We start from the raw sequence: 18,847 nt of genomic DNA on the forward strand, positions 1-18,847 counted from the left end.
CAGGCATGCCGGCAATGATCGCGCGGGTACTGGGTGATGGATTTCGCGTCTTTTTTCTGTCAGCGGGGCTATTCGGTCTATTCGCGGGTGGTGCTTGGGGTGTGTGGCTCACGACTCAGACCGGGTTGGTCGATTACGAATATCCGACCTACGCCATGAGCCCACCAATGTGGCATGCGCATGAGATGATATTTGGATATGCCACGGCTGCCCTTGGAGGATTTTTACTGACAGCGGTGCCAAACTGGACGGGTACGCCGGAAGCAAGGGCACAGTTTATTGTTATCGCCGCGGGTATCTGGTTGGCCGGACGGATCGCGATGTGGTTCTCCGGGGCTTTGCCGCCGGGTCTGGTCGCTGTCTTCGATCTGGCCTTTGTACCGATTCTGGCGGCAAAGATCGCAAGCCAACTGATCCGACGCCCCAAGCCGCAGAACATGATCTTTCTGTTGTTGCTCAGCTATTTCTGGATTGCCAATCTGCTAACCCATCTGGATTGGATGGGCATGACTGGCGGTTCGCTGGACATAGGATTGCGTGTAGGATTGCTGACGCTGTGCAGCATGATCGCGATACTTGGTGGACGTATAACGCCAGCTTTCACCCGGAATGCGATGAAGCGCGCTGGCGAGCCGGAAGCCGCGTGGCCGGTGTCGGTAGCTGCATTAGACAAAGCCAGCATGGGATTGGCGCTGCTACTACCGCTCAGCGTTTTTCTCTTCGGATTGGGTAAGATAGCGGGTGGCATGGCCGTAGCGCTTGGCATAACCCAAATCCTGCGCATGTCACGATGGCGCGCGCGCTGGGCCATACGTCAACCGATCTTGGTTGCCCTGCATCTGGGTCTGGGAATGCTGGCACTGGGGTTGGTTTTGTGGGGGGTGGCGGTTCTGGGTATCGGCAGCGAAATCGGCGCGTTGCACGTTCTGGGGATCGGTTGTGTCGGAGGCATGACCCTAGCTGTGATGAGTCGGGCTGCTTTGGGCCATAGCGGCCGCGCACTTGTTGCCCCACCACCTATGGCGGTCGCCTACGGTCTTATGGCTTCGGCTGCTATTTTGCGCTGGGTTGGTTCAGTGACCGACCAGGGGTATCTGGTCATGATGTTGGTATCTGACGGTCTGTGGATCAGCGCTATCGTTCTTTACCTGATCACGATGTGGCCTGCTTTGACAGGGCCACGTATTGCTTCCTGACTGTAGGCGCGCCGATGAATCCGTATCAAGACGGTCGGATCAAGGCTATGTCGTTTTTTTTGTGCCGTCGCAGCAATGAGTGGATTTTTCTTCCCTGCCTGGGAATCTGGCGCGCAGCCACAGGTTGATGATCCTGCGAGGCCAGTTCAGGGAAAAGCGCAACAATTTCAACCAGTGCTTCCGGGTGTATAGCCTTTAGCGCCTGTTGCCCGGTGAATAGGCTTTCGGATGGCGCACCTTCGGCCAACACGATCTCATGCCGGTCGAAGAGCATGTGATGGTAGACGACATTCTGAGCGTCCTCTTCGACAGTAATTCCCGAGATGCCAACAAGCTTGTGGGCTGGGACCAGGACTTCCTCGCTGTCGAACATGCGAATCGCGATGTTCGAACGGATCAGCATGCGGTGCTGGGGTGAGACCAAAAGATCACGACGTGGCAGGCCGCTGCCCAGACTACCGGCAGCGATCCGGATAGGGCGTAATCTGGGTTTGCGAGCCAGTTCAGACGCATCAAGCGTTCGCGATCCAATCCAACGAATAACTTGGGGACCGTGATCCAAGGTGACGACTTTGTCACCAGTGGATAGTGTTTCGATCGCGCGAGGTCCGGTTGGAGTATCTATCAGCGTGCCAGCGCAGAAGCAGGGAACAACGGTATCTACGTCAATATTCGCGCCGTTGTCGACAACCGAGCCAACAGTCAGCGTTGTATTAAGTGGGGGTACATCACCGATAAAGCCGAGAAAATAGCCTTGTTCCGCCGTTGGGAAATCGAAATCGCCATCGCCGTTTTCATCCCAGTCCATAACACCGATCTGATAGGTGTTGACGCCATCATTTACTTCGATCGTGTAGTCCCAGATAAACACCTCTCCCAAATAGGTCTGGGTCGGGTCGTTCGGGGATTCATTGACGATATTGTCGCCTTCAATAGCCGACCCATCCGCACCATCGTCAATCGTGATCTGGTTATATTGGGATATCTGAAACGTGGCCCCAAGCGTCGCAAAGGTCGCTGTGTTGTCTGTCATCGTCGTGTCAGTACGAAAGGCACCGTAGATATTAATTGGCATTGATATTTTCCGCCTGGCTTGAGTGGGCCACAGGCCGAAGGGAAAACTCCGACCGACAAAGAATTCTGCAAGAGACTGACCACCCTAATTGCAGTTTTCAAGGTTATTATTCGATTAAAAATATCGGTTTAATGAGGGAAAACTGCTGTTGTTTGATCAAAATAGATCGTTGTTGGCCTCTGATGACCAAAGATTTGGAATGGGGAACGCTCATCCTCTGCAGTCTTGACTTTCGTTAAGGCAGTTCCACTACCCACGCGGCATTGTCTCCATACTAGCTAATCTGCGCAAAGGAGAGCGCAATGCGAGAAGTCATGACAAAGAGCATGGCTCGCAACATATTCTATGGCGGGTCACTGTTCTTCATCCTCATCTTTCTGGCCCTGTCGGCCCATTCGCACTTGTATATCGTCAACTCCGAGAATTCGGCAAAGCTTGATGAAAGTGTGGTCCGGGGCAAGCATGTCTGGGAAAAACACGCCTGCATCAACTGTCACACCATCATGGGTGAAGGCGCCTACTATGCGCCGGAAGTCGCGAATGTGATGACCCGTTGGGGTGTGCTGGACGACCCGGAATCAGCCTTTGAAGCACTTAAGGGCTGGATGGAAGCACAACCGACCGGCATTCCCGGTCGTCGACAGATGCCCAATTTCAACCTCAGCGACGAAGAGATCCGTGATCTGGCGAACTTCCTGATCTGGACCGACAATATCGACGCTCAGGGCTGGCCGCCCAACGAGGCAGGCTGAGAAAGGGAACGGAGCAATGAAATACGAATCCCAAAAAATCGCCTATGCCTACTTTGCGGTAGCTATGGCCCTGTTCGCGATACAGGTGATCGGCGGCCTTCTGGCCGGTTTCATCTATGTATTCCCGAACTTCCTGAGTGAGCTTCTGCCGTTCAATATCGTGCGGATGCTTCACACCAACTCTTTGATCGTCTGGCTGATCCTTGGCTTCTTTGGAGCGGCCTACTTCCTGATCCCGGAAGAGGCGGAACGTGAAATCCATTCACCCAAGCTGGCTTATCTGCAGCTGATCATTCTTGTGGTCGGCACGCTGGGCGTGGTCGTGACCTATGTCTTCAACCTGTTCGAAGGCAATTGGCTGCTGGGCAAAGAGGGGCGCGAGTTCCTTGAGCAACCCAAATGGGTCAAGATGGGTATTGTCGTTGCCGCGCTGATCTTCCTGTACAACGTGTCGATGACAGTTCTGAAGGGCAAGAAGACTGCCATCACCAACATCCTGTTGTTGGGTCTGTGGGGTCTGGCGCTTCTGTTCCTGTTTGCCTTCTACAACCCGGGCAACCTGAGCCTCGATAAGCAATACTGGTGGTATGTCGTTCACCTGTGGGTTGAAGGTGTGTGGGAACTGATCATGGCCTCAATCCTCGCCTACCTGATGCTAAAGCTGACCGGTGTAGACCGTGAGGTGGTCGAGAAATGGCTTTATGTCATCGTCGCCGCCGCTTTGTTCTCGGGCATCCTTGGGACAGGTCACCACTACTATTGGATCGGTACCCCTGCGTACTGGCAATGGATCGGTTCGATCTTCTCAAGCCTTGAGGTGATCCCGTTCTTCGCAATGATGGCATTTGCCTTCGTCATGGTCTGGAAGGGCCGTCGTGACCACCCCAACAAGGCCGCTCTGCTATGGTCGCTGGGCTGTGCCACGCTTGCCTTCTTCGGTGCTGGTGTCTGGGGCTTCCTGCACACACTGCATGGGGTGAACTACTATACCCACGGTACACAGATCACCGCCGCGCACGGTCACCTGGCCTTCTACGGTGCCTATGTCTGCCTCAACCTGGCGATCTTCAGCTACGCGATGCCGATCCTGAAGAACCGTGATCCCTATAATCAGGTTCTAAACATGGGTTCGTTCTGGCTGATGACCAGCGGCATGGTGTTCATGACCTTCGTCCTGACCTTCGGCGGAACCGTACAGACGCACATGCAACGTGTGGTCGGTGACTACTTCATGGACGTACAGGACCAGATTGCGATCTTCTACTGGATGCGTCTTGGCTCTGGTGTGGTTGTAGTGCTTGGTGCGCTGCTGTTCATCTACTCGATCTGGGTTCCCCGGAAAGAGGTGGTCGAACCCGGCCCAATCGAACGCGACCGGCTGGAAAGCGATCCTGACCACGTCGCAGCGGAGTCATGAAGATGGACGGCTCCATGAAACTGAACGAGGGGGTGGCAAACGCCCCCTTCTACCTCGCCCAAGGTGATGAGTGCGATGTGTTCACCGCCGCTTACAACAACGACCTGCCGGTTCTGCTGAAAGGCCCGACAGGCTGCGGCAAGACCCGTTTCGTGGCCCACATGGCCGCAAAACTTGGCCGCCCGCTGTACACCGTGGCCTGCCACGATGACCTTGCCGCTGCCGACCTGATTGGCCGCTACCTGTTGAAAGGTGGAGAAACCGTCTGGGTCGATGGCCCCCTGACCCGTGCGGTGCGCGAAGGTGCGATCTGCTATCTCGATGAGGTGGTTGAGGCCCGCAAAGACGTGACCGTCGTGCTGCACCCGCTGACCGACGACCGGCGCATTCTGCCGATCGACCGCACCGGCGAAGAACTTGAGGCCGCCCCCGGATTCATGCTGGTGGCCTCATATAACCCCGGATACCAGAATATCCTGAAAACCCTGAAACCCTCGACCCGGCAGCGGTTTATTTCGCTGGAATTCGACTTCCCATCGCCTGAGATGGAAGCCGAAGTCGTCGCGCAGGAAAGCGGGCTGGCGCTGGAGCGCTGCAAGCCCCTGATCCGGTTGGCGAACAAGCTGCGTGGGCTCAAGGGTCGGGACCTTGAGGAAGGCGTTTCCACCCGTCTGGTTGTCTATGCCGCGACGTTGATCGCACAGGGCATGTCAACCGACCGCGCCATCCTTGCCGCTATGATTGAACCTCTGACTGATGACGAGGACATCAAACGCGGGCTCCTCGATCTTGTCACGGCTGTCTTTGGGTGAGGCCGGCCGATGGTCAGGATCGATTTTGAGCCATGGGAACCCGAAGAAACGATCGGGAAACTGTGGCACACCCTTGCCAGCCGCCTTGATGCACCAGAGGTGCATGATGGAGCCGCGGTCGACCTCTCTGAGGTCGCAGGGCGGCTGGCCGTCCTCTTCCGAGGGCTTGGGGGTAGTCCGGGCGTTGAATTGCGCCCGGTCTCACCCGAGGTTTCACGTCACCGTCTAAGCTGGCGCCGCAAGCTGGCAACCGAGGCCGAGCTAATGCCGCGCGCCTCGTTCGATGGCGAAGTTCTGCGCCTGCCGGACCGGCTGGCAGTTTTCCCCGCGCGCGAAGCCAATGGCGCGCTTTTTGTCTGGCTGGTCGCTGCTGCCGCCCATGCCGGAACCCGGATTGATGAAGATGACCCTCTGCGCGCTGACCTGCGCGCGTTGATTGCCGCGCAGAGCATGGTCGAGGCTACTTTGGACGACGCCCCCGGCCTGCGCCCACTTTACACCGAGCTTTGCAAGGGTGTTCTGCATCACCGCGATATCCCCGGCCTGCCTCCTGTGGAGGCCGCGGTCGAGGAACTGGTTCGTTACATGCTGGGCGATCCCGCACCCCTGTCAGAGCGGGCCGAGCAGCTTCTGACCTTGGATGATGATCTGACCGCCCCACGTGGATATCAGCATCTCCGCCCTGTTCCCCTGTGGCCCGAACTGCGCGCCGTCGGATTTTCCGAACACAACGAGGTCGAAAACCCCGATACCGAAGGTCCACCTGAGGAATCAGGGGAGAAAACCCACCGCGCCCGCCGCCGTAAATCGGATCAGGCCAACCGCAGTGACAGTTTCATCCTGCACAAGTTCGAGGCGATCCTCAGCTGGGCCGAGTTCCTGAACATCAACCGGCGCATCGATGATGACGATCCCGATAACGCCAAGAAAGCCGCCGACGATCAGGAAGAAATCGGTTTGGGGCAGATCTCCAAAGCCCCGCCGACCAAGTTGAAACTGCATCTGGACCTTGCGCCCGAGGACGTGAATCGCGAGCGTCTTTCAGGCCGCATCCTCTATCCTGAATGGGACGTGCGCACGGGGCAGTACTTGCCGGATCACGTCAACGTCTTGCTGTCGGATGCCGATATCCGCGAAGACTCGGCTGAATTCGGCAAAGACCCGGCCACCGCCCGCCGCATCCGCGCCGTAAAACGCCAGTTCGAGGCGCTGCGCCCGGGCCGCGTCATGACCCGGGGCCATTTGGACGGCGATCAACTGGATATCGAGGCTGCCGTGCGGGCCGAAACCGACCGCCGCGCCAGCGGAGAAGGCAATGAACGCGTCTGGATGCAATCCCGCCCCGAAGCCCGCGATCTGGCCGTTTCGATTCTACTGGATGTCAGCCGCTCGACCGAAAGCGCCGTGACAGGCCGTGCCGTGATCGACATCGAACGCGAGGCACTGGCCGCGCTGGCCTGGGGTCTGAACGCCTGCGGTGACGATTTTGCCATTCACGCTTTCAGCTCACTGAAACGCCAACGCGTCTTCGTGCAGCGCTGCAAACGGTTCGATGAGCCGATGGGCAGATTGGTAGAACAGCGCATCGCGTCCCTGCGTCCGGGCCACTATACAAGGCTGGGTGCGGCGATCCGCCATTGCTCGGCCGATCTGGCCAGTCAATCGCGCAAACGCCGGTTGCTGCTTGTGATCACCGATGGCAAACCCAACGATCTGGACCATTACGAAGGCCGTCACGGCATCGAAGACACACGCCAAGCCATCCGCGAGGCGCGCCGCGCCGGGCAATCGGTCTTTGGCGTTACCATCGACAAAACCGGTAAAAGCTGGTTCCCGCGCATGTTCGGCCAAGGCGGATTCGCGGTCATCCCCGATCCGCACCGCCTGACTATGGCCCTGCCGCAAATCTACCGCCAACTGGTCGGCGCATGAGTGATACCTCTTTGATCGACGAGCTTCCGGGCGAGTTGTTGATGTGGGTTCTGATCATCTCGGAACTGCTGGTATTCGGCGCTGGCCTGATTGCCTTCATGGGCGTTCGGCTGACCGATCCGGCCGGGTTCGCCGAAGCACAATCGCATCTTTATCGTACCGGAGCGGCGCTCAATACGGCGGTGCTGGTGACCTCAGGCTATCTGGCGGCGCAAGCGCTGCACTGGCGGCAGATCGCGCGTCGGCTCGCCGCCCGTCTGGCACTGATCGCCGCCGCCGCGCTGGGCGTTGTGTTCCTGATCATCAAGGGCGCGGAATACGCCGGCAAAGCAGCACAGGGGATCACCTACGAAACCCACCCGTTCTTCCTGTTCTACTACCTGCTAACCGGCTTCCACGCCGCTCATGTGCTGGCAGGTGTTGGCATCCTGCTGCTGGTCGCCTGGTGCGATGACCCCCGCAACATCGAGGCAGGTGCGCAGTTCTGGCACATGGTCGATCTGGTCTGGATCCTGCTTTTCCCCGTGATCTACCTGTTGGGATAATACGGATGCCCGCAGCTTCATCTTTTCCTAAATACGCCCGCCGGAGACTCCCGAATGCGCTCACACGCGCATGGCTAACCCTTCTGATGCTCAGCGTCGCATCTGCACTGCTGACTGTGCTGCCCATCCCGCCGGCCGTCCTAGCCGGCGGCATTCTGATCCTCGCACTGGCGAAATGCCGCGTCATCCTGGCTCGTTATCTTGATCTCGCAAACAGCCCGGCCTGGCTGCGGGGATTCACCATGGTGACTACAGGATTTGCCATCATCATCTTCGCCCTCTACCTGATCTGACCAAAAAAACGCCGCCTCCGAAGAGACGGCGAAGTGTCACGCTAGGGGGCGCTTCGTTGTTACTGGGCCGCCATCGGCATCCGGGCGATCTGACAGCGTTGCCAGAGGGTAGACAGCGCGCCGACAAGATGGTCGATATCCTCATCCGTATGGACGGGCGACGGCGTGATCCGCAGCCGCTCGGTCCCTTTTGGCACGGTCGGATAGTTGATCGGCTGAATGTAGATGCCGAACTCTTCCAGCAGCGTGTCCGAGATGAACTTGCACTTCACCGGATCGCCGACCATCACTGGGATGATATGGCTGGGGTTGGGGATATGAGGGATACCTTCCGCATCCAAACGGGCCCGAACCTGCGACACACGGGCTTTCTGCAGGTCGCGTTCAGCATTCGATTGTTTCAGATGCCGGATCGAGGCTGCAGCTCCAGCTGCGATAGAAGGCGGCAGGGCGGTGGTAAAAATGAAGCCGCTGGCAAAGCTGCGCACGAAATCGCACAGCGCAGCAGAGGCAGCGATGTACCCGCCCACCACACCGAACGCCTTGCCTAGCGTGCCTTCGATCACCGTCAGGCGATCCATCAGCCCTTCGCGTTCGGCGATGCCGCCGCCGCGCGGGCCGTAAAGACCCACCGCATGAACCTCATCCAGATAGGTCATAGCGCCGTATTTATCGGCCAGATCGCAGATCTCTTTGATGGGGGCGATGTCGCCGTCCATCGAATAGACCGACTCGAAGGCGATCATCTTGGGTGCATCTGGATCAGCGGCGGCCAGCTTGGCCTCAAGGTCTTCCAGATCGTTGTGTTTCCAGATCACCTTCTGCGCTCGCGAGTGGCGGATGCCTTCGATCATCGAGGCGTGGTTCAGGGCATCCGAGAACACGATCAGGTCGGGGATTTTTGCGGCGAGGGTTCCCAGGGCCGCCCAATTCGAAACATACCCGGAAGTAAACAGAAGCGCGGATTCCTTTCCGTGCAAATCCGCCAGTTCGGCCTCAAGCAGCACGTGATCATGCGTGGTGCCCGATATATTCCGCGTGCCGCCAGCCCCTGCGCCGCAGCGGTCCAATGCGTCATGCATCGCGCCGATCACCGAGGGGTGCTGACCCATGCCGAGATAATCGTTCGAGCACCAGATCCGCACATTCCGCTGGACTGAGCCATCCGTTTGGCGTGCATTCGGAAAAGAGCCACAACAACGCTGCAAGTCTATGAAAACACGATAATTTCCTTCATCCCGAAGGTCATTGAGGCTTTGGCTGAAATAACGCTCGTAGTCCATGTTACGTGCTCCCCGGAATACTGGCTTTGAGCCGAGAATAGGGCAGCGAACCAACCCGCAACATGACAATAGTCAAGTTTAGGCAACATAAAAACTATGGTGTACAACTGCCGGCTCTGGCATAGCGTGGGACAGGGATGGACCAACCGAGCGCGCGCGCCGGCAGGAAGTAACAGGGGTATTCTCTTGTCTCACGAAGCACAAAAAGCGATCGCACGTCAGTCGCTGCTGCTGCGCAGTTTACCGGAACAGCATGTGGAAACTTTGCTGAGCCACGCGATCTGGCGTCAGTATGACCGCGGTGAGACAATATTTCTGCAGGAGGAAACGGCGCAGGCGATCCACGTCGTACTGGCGGGGTGGGTTAAGCTGTTCCGTATGACACCTACCGGTGCCGAGGCCGTTGTGAGCGTCTTTACCCGTGGCGACAGTTTTGGTGAGGCCGTGGCGCTGCGCAACGTGCCCTATCCGGTCTCGGCCGAGGCCGTTTCGGCCTGTGATGTCATGCACATTCCCAGCCCAATCCTGATTTCGCTGATGAAGGAAGACCCCGAGATCGGGATCTCGATTCTGGCCGCGACCTTCACCCATCTGCACTCGCTGGTGGCGCAGCTGGAACAGCTCAAGGCGCAGACCGGTGCACAGCGAGTGGCCGAGTTTTTGCTGAACCTCTGTGACACTGATGCGGGTGAGTGCGAAGTATCGCTGCCTTATGACAAGATGCTGATCGCGGGTCGTCTGGGTATGAAACCCGAAAGCCTGAGCCGGGCGTTTTCAAGGCTTAAGGCGGTGGGGGTAAAGATCAACCGCAACCACGCTGTGATATCGGATATAGCATTGCTGCGGGATTATGCCGAAAGTGATCCGGCGGAAAACTGGGGTCGGTAACCCGGCATTGCTGCCGGGTTGACCTCTTCAGACTGTCGCGCCCTTGCGGCGAATGGCGGTGCCAAGGGTACCGGCACAGACGCCAACGATGATCGCGATGATTAGCGCCATGGCTCCGACATGGGAAAATTGCCACCCGGCAAAAAGCAGTGGTGCGATCAGGCCTACCAGACCGCCCAATAGGGCCCCCAACCAATATTGGCGGGTCATCATGCCCAGTGCCAGACCCAGAATGCCGGGTAGGCCCAATACGTTGCCGCCGATGGTTCCAAGTATTTCTAACATCTCTGTCCCACCTTAATCCGAGCTTTTGTTCAGGAACGCGCGGATGTCGTCTCCTGAAGCGGCTGCGTGTTCCTGCAGAACCTCGCCGTCTATCTCTTTCGCAATCTTTTCATACGTTTCCAGATAGTTGGGTGGGAGGCTGTGCGCGATACCCTGGTGGCAGTCGATACAGGTCATGCCGTTATCGATCGCGCGCTGGTGTTCATTGGCGGCCCGGGTCTCCTGAATCGTGAAGTCCATATAGTCGAAGTTGTGACAGTTACGGCATTCCCGGCTGTCGGATGCTTTCATCTTCTTCCAAACGGCCGTCGCCATAGCGAGACGATGATCCTCATACTTCTCGGGCGTGCTGATCGTGCCTGCCAGTTCGTGGTAGACATCCTTCACGGCCATGATCTTGGCTTTGATCTTATGATTCCACTCGTCCGGGACGTGGCAGTCCGAACAGATCGCCCGCACGCCCGAATGGTTGTTATAGTGGATGGTCTCGCGGTATTCGCCGAGATTGACCTCCATCGTGTGACACGAGGTGCAGAACTCTTCTGTATTCGTCAGTTCCAGCGTCCAGTGGAACCCACCCCAGAACAGGATGCCTGCCAGAAATCCGGCAAGCAGGGTGAAACCAACGCTGACGACGGCGATCGGGCTCCAGAACCAGGTCCAGAGGCGCCGGATGAGCCCTTGTTTTTCTTGGGAGTCGGACATGTCGCGCTCTCCTTTTCGACCTGAGTTTAGTTTCCGGAGGAAGGTTCAAAAGTGTTGTCGACCAGCGGCAGCGCATCGGCCTGCGGCACGTGGCACTGGTTGCAGAAATACCGAGTGCCTGCGATCTGATCCAACTCACGGCCTTCGCGGTCCAGATAGTGGGTCATCGACAGCGTTGGCGCATTGCGCTCACCGGCTTTGGTCCAGTCGTGGCACGACAGACACTGATTGGTACGCAGGTCGATCTGGTACTGTTCGATCGAGTGCGGGATCAGCGGTGGCTGCTGGCGATAGTTGCGCTGCATGCGGCCTTCGACAGTGCGATGCACCTGATCCACAATGGCGGGTTCATCCACTTCGACACCGCGCAGGCTGTTGACCCCGGCAGATTGTGCAAGGGCCAGGCCACCGAGGAGCAGCGGCGGGATCAGGGCAAGGCCCACTAGGATCGGCTTTTTCATCTTCTCACTCCTTCAAAAAGGTCTTGAGGCACGCGGCTGAGGCGCGGCGGTTGATTCCGGTGGTGCGACGGTCAGGGCGTCGAACCGATGGGTGAATTTGAAAACGTCTTCGGCGCAGATATCGATGCAACGGCCGCAATTGGTGCAGTCGGGCGACAGGATCAACGGGGTGTCTTTGCCTTTTAGCGCCGGAGAGATCACGTGGTTTTCCGGGCAGACCGCGTAGCAATCCATGCAGTCGTCGCAAGCGGAGCGGTTGGCGGCGCTGACCCGCAGCATCGCTTTGCTGCCGATCAATCCATAGAACGCGCCTACGGGGCAGACATGGCCGCACCATCCGTGGCGCGATACCAGCAGGTCGAATAGGAAGATCGCGGCGACCATCGCCCAGACAAATCCCATGCCAAAGATCAGCCCGCGATGCAGCATGGTGATCGGGTTGACCAGCTCCCACGCGATGGCTCCGGTCAGGCCGGACACGATCAGTACAGTGACCATGATCCACAGACGAGTGCCACGTTTGGGTTGCCAGCCTTTTTGCAGGCCCAGCTTGCGGTGCAGCCAATGCGCGCTGTCGGTTACGGGGTTGATCGGGCAGACCCACGAGCAATAGACGCGACCTCCGATCAGGGCGTAGGCCACCAGAACAATGGCAGCGCCAATCGCGCCGGTCAGTTCGGGCCAATGCCCAGCGATCAGGCTTTGCAGAAAGACAAACGGATCGGTCAGGGGCAGCAGGCCCAGCGTCAGCGACCCGGCCAGAGTGCCTTGCACGATCCAGATACCGAACCACGGGCCCAGCAGGAACAACACCAGAAAGAACAGCTGACTTGCCCGGCGCAGCAGCAGGTATTTATGGGCACCCAGCCAGCCTTTGGCTGCGATGGCTTCCTGCCCCAGTGGCATATGTGTGCGGGCGGTCATTGGGTGACCTCCGGCAACTTGAAGCTGGGTTCAAATCCGCCCGGAGCGACAAGGTTATCGGTGCCCGGCCCCGGTAGGCGGTCAGGCAAATCGATGATGCCTTCGACGACGGGCGCGCCTTTGGCCTCTTTTTCTTCCCAGCCCTTAAGGTAATGATCAGCGCTGCTGCCCCGGGCTAGACGGATGGGCAGAACCTTAATCGCGGCTTCAGGAAGAACGCAGCTTTTCTCGCACACACCACAACCTGTGCAATGATCGGCGTGAACGGTCGGAATGAAGATTGCGTGACTGCCTGAGCGGGCGTTGTGTTCGGTCTCCAGCGTGATCGCCTCGTCGATGACGGGGCAGACGCGGTAACAGACGTCGCAACGCAGGCCGAGGAAATTCAGGCAGTTCTCCTGATCGACCAGAACAGCCACACCCATCTTGGCGTCGTCGATATTGTCCAGTCCGGGGTCCAGCGCTCCGGTCGGGCAGGCCGCGACGCAAGGAATGTCGTCACACATCTCACAAGGCACTTCGCGGGCGGTGAAATACGGTGTGCCGGTGGCCACCGCATCGACACCCAGTTCCGCCAGTTTCAGCGTGTCATAGGGACATTCCCGCACGCACAATCCACAGCGGATACAGGCCGACAGGAAGTCTTTTTCCGGCAAGGCTCCGGGGGGTCGCAAGGCCTCGGCCGGCAACGCCCGTGCGTCCCGCGCCAGCCAGGCCAGCAAGGACCCGGCTGCCACGCAGCCACCCGCTGCGCGCGCCGAGTCCTGCAGGAACCGGCGCCGCTGCGGCGAAAGGGGTGTGCCAACACGAGACATGGGGACGACCTTTGCCTTGCCAGCCTTTTACGCGCGCTCGACCTTACAGGCGCATTTCTTGAAGTCGGTCTCTTTCGACAGCGGGCAGGTCGCGTCCAGGGTCAGCTTGTTTGTCAGCTGGCCTTCGTCGAACCACGGCATGAACACCAGACCACGCGGCACTTTGTTCCGGCCGCGGGTTTCAACCCGGCTGTTAACCTCGCCGCGGCGGGTAGATAGAACGATCTCCTGCCCGCGCCGCAGACCACGCTCGCGCGCATCGTCGGGGTGCATGTAGACCACAGCGGCAGGATAGGCGCGGTGCAGTTCGGGCACGCGGCGAGTCATTGAACCCGAATGCCAGTGTTCCAGCACCCGGCCCGTGCAGAGCCACAGGTTGAACTCTTCATCCGGTACCTCGGGGGCGGGCTCGTATGGTGCAAAGATGATCTTGGCCTTGCCATCCTTGTGGCCGTAGAACTTCACATCCGCACCTTCGGGCACGTAAGGATCATAGCCCTCACGGAAGCGATAAAGCGTCTCTTTGCCGTCCACGACCGGCCAGCGCAAGCCGCGCGCCTGGTGGTAAGTTTCGAACGGTGCCAGATCGTGCGCATGGCCGCGACCGAAATTGGCATATTCCTCGAACAGGCCCTTCTGCACGTAGAAGCCAAAGTGCTCAGATTCGTCGTTGTCGAACCCTTCCGCGGTTTCAGACAGCGGGAACTGGTCGATCGTGCCATTGGCGAACAGCACGTCATACATGGTCTTACCGCGATGTTCGGGCATAGTGGCCAACAGTTCCTCGCCCCAAACTTCTTCAACGGTGAAGCGTTTGGAGAACTCCATCAGTTGCCAGAGGTCCGATTTCGCCTCACCCGGAGCCTTGACCTGTTGCCGCCAGAATTGCGTGCGACGCTCGGCGTTGCCATAGGCACCTTCCTTCTCGACCCACATGGCGGTGGGCAAGATCAGGTCAGCAGACAGAGCCGTTACGGTCGGGTAGGGATCGGATACGGCAATGAAGTTCTCAGGGTTGCGATAACCGGGATAGCCTTCTTCGTTGATATTGGGTGCCGCCTGCATGTTGTTGGTGCACTGCACCCAATAGGCATTCAGATCACCGTCTTTCAGTTTGCGGTGCTGCAGTACGGCGTGGAACCCGGGTTTGGGCGGGATGGTGCCCGCAGGGATTTTCCACGCAGTCTCGCAGATCTCGCGGTGCTTGTCGTTTGCCACGACCATATCGGCGGGCAGACGGTGCGCGAAGGTCCCAACCTCACGTGCCGTACCACAGGCCGAGGGCTGACCGGTAAGCGAGAAGGGCGAGTTGCCGGGCTCTGAAATCTTACCGACCAGCAGGTGCACGTTGTACATCAGCGAGTTTACCCACGATCCGCGGGTGTGCTGGTTGAAGCCCATGGTCCACAGGCTCATCACCTTACGGTTTGGATCGGCATATTGCTGGGCCAGACGTTCGAGCTGTGAGGCAGGAACGCCGGACAGTTCCGATGTGTATTCCAGCGTGTATTCCGAAACGGCTTCGGCATATTCCTCGAAGCTGATCGGTTCCAATTTACCCGAGTTCGGGTTTTCAGCCTCTTGCTGCAGCGGGTTGTTGTCACGCAGGCCATAACCGATATCGGTGGCGGTCTTGGTGATGTTGACGTGGTTCTTGACGAAGTCTTCGTTCACAGCGCCGTTCTGGATGATGTAATTGGCGATGTAGTTCAGGATCGCCAGATCGGTTTGTGGCACAAAGACCATCCCGTTGTCTGCCAATTCGAACGAGCGGTGTTCATAGGTCGACAGCACATGCACTTCGGATCCTGGTTTGGTCAGACGCGTGTCGGTCAGGCGTGACCACAGAATGGGGTGCATCTCGGCCATGTTCGAGCCCCAGAGCACGAACGTATCGGCATGTTCAAAATCGTCGTAGCAGCCCATCGGCTCGTCAATGCCAAATGTCCGCATAAAGCCGACAACCGCAGAGGCCATGCAGTGGCGCGCGTTGGGGTCGATGTTGTTGGACCGAAATCCCGCTTTCATCATCTTGGCAGCGGCATAACCTTCCCAGACAGTCCACTGGCCCGAGCCGAACATACCCACACTGGTTGGCCCTTTCTTGGCAAGGGCCTCTTTCCACTTGGCGGCCATGACGTCGAAGGCTTCGTCCCAGCTGACGGGTTCGAATTCACCATTCTTATCGTATTCGCCATTGGTCTTGCGCAGCATCGGCGTGGTCAGACGGTCTTTGCCGTACATGATCTTGGATAGGAAATAGCCCTTGATGCAGTTCAGGCCACGGTTCACCGGCGCGTCCGGGTCGCCTTGAGTGGCAACCACGCGCCCGTCTTTGGTGCCAACCAGGACCGAGCAGCCAGTGCCGCAGAACCGGCAGGCGGCTTTGTCCCAGCGAATATCAGGGTTCCCGGCCTGAGCGTTTACTTGTCCGGTTGCAAGCGGCAAACCTGCGGCTGAGGCTGTCGCAGCGGCGGCAGTTGATTTCAAAAAGGTCCGGCGGGATTCAGAGATGGTCATGACATGGGTCTCCGGCTTTAGTTCTGGCGAGAAGCGTTAAGGTGCGGACGGGTCTCCGCGAGGTCTTCGAAATGGTGATAAGTCAGGGTCAGAGAGATCACACCCGGGATCTGATGCAGATCCATGATCGTCTCGGATGCCAGTTTTTCCGGCGTATCCTCGACCACAACAACAATGCGGCCATCCTCGGATGCCGCGTGAACCTCTGCCCCTTTTGTACCCGCAATCGTGGCCTGTGCACTCTGCGTGGTTTCGGGGGTTACATGGACGAGGCATCCACAGATGTTCATAAGGCGACCTCCTGCGTGGGCGGGGTGTGGCGTTCAAAGCTGACGGAACCGGCGGGGCAGGCGCTGGCGCAGGCGCCGCAGCCGGTGCAGGTATCGGTGTCGAGTACGGGTTCGGCGCGGCCACCGGTCTGCAATTGAAAGCGGATTGCACGGTGGTCGCAGATATCCTGACAGACACGACAACTGATACCATTCATCGACAGGCACGTGGCCGCAACTCTGGCGCGCCAGGGCCAGTAGGCGATATGTTCGGGGTTCAATGCTCCGGTCGGGCAAGCATTGGCGCAATCACCGCAGAATGTGCAGGGGCCTGCATCCAGTTGGACGACGGGGAAGCCTTGTGTGTCGAACTTGATTATGTCTTCGGGACATGCCTCGCGGCATTCGTCGCATTGCGTGCACAGCTCAAGAAACTCGGCTGCATCTGCCCCAGGCGGGCGGATGGAGTTTTGATCATTGCGCAGCACTTTTCCCTTAAGAAACGCACGGCGGCTGGCTAGCTTGTTCATTCGCTTGCGACCTTATGCATAAAGGGCAAGGAGCAGCCTCACCCCGAGTCGGGTTCTAGTGTAACCCGAACATCAGGATATTGACCTATGTCATTTTCAAAGCTGTTATTTCCCCGCAGAGGCAAAAAACATGTGCAAAAAATGCACAATTTCAGATGTGTCTATGAAACTTAAATCACGACCACGCGTTTGCGCCAAACGAATTCGCCGATTCAGGCGCGTTTTTCGCCAATCGTCGTGACGCCCAGAATCGACAGTACTTTAGCCTCGATCTGCTCTGCATCCATACCAGCGACCGCGTACATATCCGCCGGGCTGGCCTGATCGATGAAGATATCCGGCAATACCATCGAGCGATACTTCAAACCTTCGTCGAACACGCCCTCATCGGCCAAAAGCTGCGCAACATGACTGCCGAAACCGCCAACTGCGCCTTCCTCGATCGTGATCAGCGCCTCGTGGTTCGCGGCCAGATCAAGGATCAAATCCCGATCCAGAGGCTTGGCAAAGCGCGCATCGGCGATGGTGGGGGTGATCCCGCGCGCGGAAAGCGCCTCGGCCGCCTTCTGCACCTCGGCCAGCCTCGTCCCGAAGGACAGAAGTGCTACACGCGCACCTTTCTGGATTATGCGGCCTTTGCCAATCTCCAACACTTCGCCGCGCTCGGGCAAGTCAACGCCCACCCCTTCGCCGCGAGGATAGCGGAAGGCGATCGGACCATCATCATAAGCGACGGCAGTGGCAACCATGTGCATCAACTCAGCCTCATCCGCGGCGGCCATGACAACCATGCCCGGAAGGTTGGCCAAGTAAGCAATATCAAACGATCCCGCATGGGTCGCGCCGTCGGCTCCGACCAAACCAGCACGGTCGACTGCAAAGCGCACCGGCAAGCGTTGGATGGCTACGTCATGTACCACCTGATCGTAGCCACGCTGCAGGAAAGTGGAATACATTGCACAGAACGGCTTCATCCCGCCGGCGGCCAGCGCAGCCGAGAATGTCACACCATGCTGTTCGGCAATCGCCACATCAAAACACCGCGAAGGGTAGCGCTCAGCAAACAGGTTCAGCCCAGTCCCATCCGGCATTGCAGCGGTGACCGCGACGATCTTGTCATCCCGCGCCGCTTCCTCGACCAGGGTCTTGCCAAAGACCGAGGTGTAAGACGGCGCGTTGGATGGTGCCTTTTTCTGCTCACCCGTCACTACGTCGAACTTCGCGGTTGCATGACCCTTGTCGCGCGCCTGTTCGGCAGGGGCATAACCCTTGCCCTTTTTGGTCAATACGTGGATCAGGATCGGACCTGTCGCTTTGGCCTTGACCGCACGCAGGACCGGCAACAACTGGTCCAGATCATGCCCGTCGATGGGGCCGAGGTAAGAAAAGCCCAATTCCTCAAACAACGTCCCGCCCATGGCCATGCCCTTTAGCATGTCCTTGGCGCGCTTTGCCCCCTCGCGAAAAGGTTCAGGCAATAGGGATACTGCGCCCTTGGCGGCTGCTTTCAGATCGTGGAACGGCTCTTCGGCATAGATACGCGATAGGTAGTTGGACAGAGCACCCACGGGTGGCGCAATGCTCATCTCGTTGTCGTTCAGGATCACGATCAGGCGTTTGTTCAGATGCCCTGCATTGTTCATCGCCTCAAATGCCATGCCCGCAGACATCGAGCCATCGCCGATTACTGCTATCGCATCGCCGAGACCTTCGGGCGTCACACCGCCCAGATCACGAGCCACTGCAAACCCCAGCGCGGCGCTGATCGAAGTGCTGGAATGGGCCGCGCCAAACGGGTCATATGGGCTTTCGCTGCGCTTGGTAAATCCGCTCAGGCCATCTTTCATGCGCAGGGTGCGAATCCGATCGCGGCGCTCGGTCAGAATCTTGTGCGGATAGCACTGGTGACCGACGTCCCAAATGATCTTGTCTCTCGGAGTATCGAACACAGCGTGCAGCGCTGTGGTCAGCTCGACCACTCCCAAACCTGCCCCCAGATGTCCGCCCGTGACAGACACAGCCGAGACCGTTTCTGACCGCAGCTCATGCGCCACTTGATGCAGCTGCGCATCCGTGAATTGCTTGAGGTCCGCAGGGCGGTTCACAAGATCCAGCAGAGGCGTATTCGGGCGGTCTGACATTTGG

Annotated in this window: 19 protein-coding genes; 8 read left to right on the forward strand and 11 right to left on the reverse strand. The window is 58.4% G+C overall.

The window, feature by feature from the left end; translation table 11 throughout:
* Positions 1-5: 5 nt before the first annotated feature.
* Positions 6-1,196 carry an NnrS family protein gene (locus tag G7G_RS0119310; protein WP_010443107.1) on the forward strand — a complete coding sequence of 397 codons (1,191 nt, stop codon included), beginning with the start codon at positions 6-8 and terminating at the stop codon, positions 1,194-1,196.
* 25 nt (positions 1,197-1,221) lie between these two features.
* Here the strand turns inward: G7G_RS0119310 and G7G_RS0119315 are convergent, their stop codons facing one another.
* The gene (locus tag G7G_RS0119315; RefSeq protein WP_238528836.1) at positions 1,222-2,229 is read right to left on the reverse strand and encodes a Hint domain-containing protein; all 1,008 of its coding nucleotides are present in this window, start codon (positions 2,227-2,229) and stop codon (positions 1,222-1,224) included.
* Positions 2,230-2,573: 344 nt separating this feature from the next.
* Here G7G_RS0119315 and G7G_RS0119320 point away from each other — a divergent pair, with 344 nt between their 5' ends.
* The 6 genes from G7G_RS0119320 to G7G_RS23370 are packed head-to-tail and all read left to right on the forward strand — an operon-like array spanning position 2,574 to position 8,022.
* Positions 2,574-3,023: a c-type cytochrome gene (locus G7G_RS0119320; RefSeq protein ID WP_010443109.1), complete on the forward strand. Its 450-nt coding sequence runs from the start codon at positions 2,574-2,576 to the stop codon at positions 3,021-3,023.
* Positions 3,024-3,039: 16 nt separating this feature from the next.
* Positions 3,040-4,440 carry a cbb3-type cytochrome c oxidase subunit I gene (locus G7G_RS0119325; RefSeq protein WP_010443110.1) on the forward strand — a complete coding sequence of 467 codons (1,401 nt, stop codon included), beginning with the start codon at positions 3,040-3,042 and terminating at the stop codon, positions 4,438-4,440.
* A 2-nt stretch (positions 4,441-4,442) separates the two neighbouring features.
* A complete protein-coding gene (locus G7G_RS0119330; protein WP_010443111.1) occupies positions 4,443-5,252 on the forward strand; it encodes a CbbQ/NirQ/NorQ/GpvN family protein in 810 nt (269 codons plus the stop codon).
* Positions 5,253-5,261: 9 nt separating this feature from the next.
* Positions 5,262-7,184, forward strand: a complete 1,923-nt coding sequence (locus G7G_RS0119335) for a nitric oxide reductase activation protein NorD (protein ID WP_010443112.1) — start codon at positions 5,262-5,264, stop codon at positions 7,182-7,184.
* Positions 7,181-7,729 (forward strand): cytochrome c oxidase subunit 3, encoded by a 549-nt coding sequence (locus G7G_RS0119340; protein ID WP_010443113.1) that lies wholly within the window; start codon positions 7,181-7,183, stop codon positions 7,727-7,729. The genes G7G_RS0119335 and G7G_RS0119340 overlap by 4 nt, the downstream gene beginning before the upstream one ends.
* Positions 7,730-7,734: 5 nt before the next feature.
* Entirely contained in the window at positions 7,735-8,022 is a 288-nt protein-coding gene (locus tag G7G_RS23370) for a cytochrome C oxidase subunit IV family protein (protein WP_037321969.1), read from the forward strand.
* Between the two features lie 59 nt (positions 8,023-8,081).
* Here G7G_RS23370 and hemA read toward each other — a convergent pair whose 3' ends face one another.
* On the reverse strand, positions 8,082-9,305 hold the full coding sequence (hemA, locus tag G7G_RS0119350; protein ID WP_010443115.1) for a 5-aminolevulinate synthase: 1,224 nt from the start codon (positions 9,303-9,305) through the stop codon (positions 8,082-8,084).
* Positions 9,306-9,491: 186 nt separating this feature from the next.
* Here hemA and G7G_RS0119355 point away from each other — a divergent pair, with 186 nt between their 5' ends.
* Positions 9,492-10,193: a Crp/Fnr family transcriptional regulator gene (locus G7G_RS0119355; RefSeq protein WP_010443116.1), complete on the forward strand. Its 702-nt coding sequence runs from the start codon at positions 9,492-9,494 to the stop codon at positions 10,191-10,193.
* Between the two features lie 27 nt (positions 10,194-10,220).
* Here the strand turns inward: G7G_RS0119355 and G7G_RS0119360 are convergent, their stop codons facing one another.
* The 9 genes from G7G_RS0119360 to dxs all read right to left on the reverse strand — a co-directional run bounded on the left by G7G_RS0119360 (position 10,221) and on the right by dxs (position 18,843).
* On the reverse strand, positions 10,221-10,478 hold the full coding sequence (locus tag G7G_RS0119360; protein ID WP_010443117.1) for a hypothetical protein: 258 nt from the start codon (positions 10,476-10,478) through the stop codon (positions 10,221-10,223).
* Between the two features lie 12 nt (positions 10,479-10,490).
* Positions 10,491-11,183 carry a NapC/NirT family cytochrome c gene (locus tag G7G_RS0119365; protein ID WP_010443118.1) on the reverse strand — a complete coding sequence of 231 codons (693 nt, stop codon included), beginning with the start codon at positions 11,181-11,183 and terminating at the stop codon, positions 10,491-10,493.
* Positions 11,184-11,209: 26 nt separating this feature from the next.
* Entirely contained in the window at positions 11,210-11,644 is a 435-nt protein-coding gene (locus G7G_RS0119370; protein ID WP_010443119.1) for a nitrate reductase cytochrome c-type subunit, read from the reverse strand.
* 12 nt (positions 11,645-11,656) lie between these two features.
* A complete protein-coding gene (gene napH / locus G7G_RS0119375; RefSeq protein ID WP_010443120.1) occupies positions 11,657-12,568 on the reverse strand; it encodes a quinol dehydrogenase ferredoxin subunit NapH in 912 nt (303 codons plus the stop codon).
* Positions 12,565-13,383, reverse strand: coding sequence for a ferredoxin-type protein NapG (gene napG, locus G7G_RS0119380; protein WP_010443121.1), 819 nt, complete (start codon positions 13,381-13,383; stop codon positions 12,565-12,567). Before napG ends, napH begins: the two co-directional genes overlap by 4 nt.
* A 27-nt stretch (positions 13,384-13,410) precedes the next feature.
* Positions 13,411-15,903, reverse strand: coding sequence for a nitrate reductase catalytic subunit NapA (gene napA, locus G7G_RS0119385; RefSeq protein ID WP_010443122.1), 2,493 nt, complete (start codon positions 15,901-15,903; stop codon positions 13,411-13,413).
* Positions 15,904-15,920: 17 nt separating this feature from the next.
* Positions 15,921-16,193: a chaperone NapD gene (locus G7G_RS0119390; protein WP_010443123.1), complete on the reverse strand. Its 273-nt coding sequence runs from the start codon at positions 16,191-16,193 to the stop codon at positions 15,921-15,923.
* Positions 16,190-16,702 (reverse strand): ferredoxin-type protein NapF, encoded by a 513-nt coding sequence (gene napF / locus G7G_RS24000; protein ID WP_010443124.1) that lies wholly within the window; start codon positions 16,700-16,702, stop codon positions 16,190-16,192. The genes G7G_RS0119390 and napF overlap by 4 nt, the downstream gene beginning before the upstream one ends.
* A 212-nt stretch (positions 16,703-16,914) precedes the next feature.
* Positions 16,915-18,843, reverse strand: a complete 1,929-nt coding sequence (dxs, locus tag G7G_RS0119400; protein ID WP_010443125.1) for a 1-deoxy-D-xylulose-5-phosphate synthase — start codon at positions 18,841-18,843, stop codon at positions 16,915-16,917.
* Between the last annotated feature and the right edge of the window lie 4 nt (positions 18,844-18,847).

It is taken from the genome of Ruegeria conchae (assembly GCF_000192475.1).
GTDB classification, from domain to species: Bacteria; Pseudomonadota; Alphaproteobacteria; order Rhodobacterales; family Rhodobacteraceae; genus Ruegeria; species Ruegeria conchae.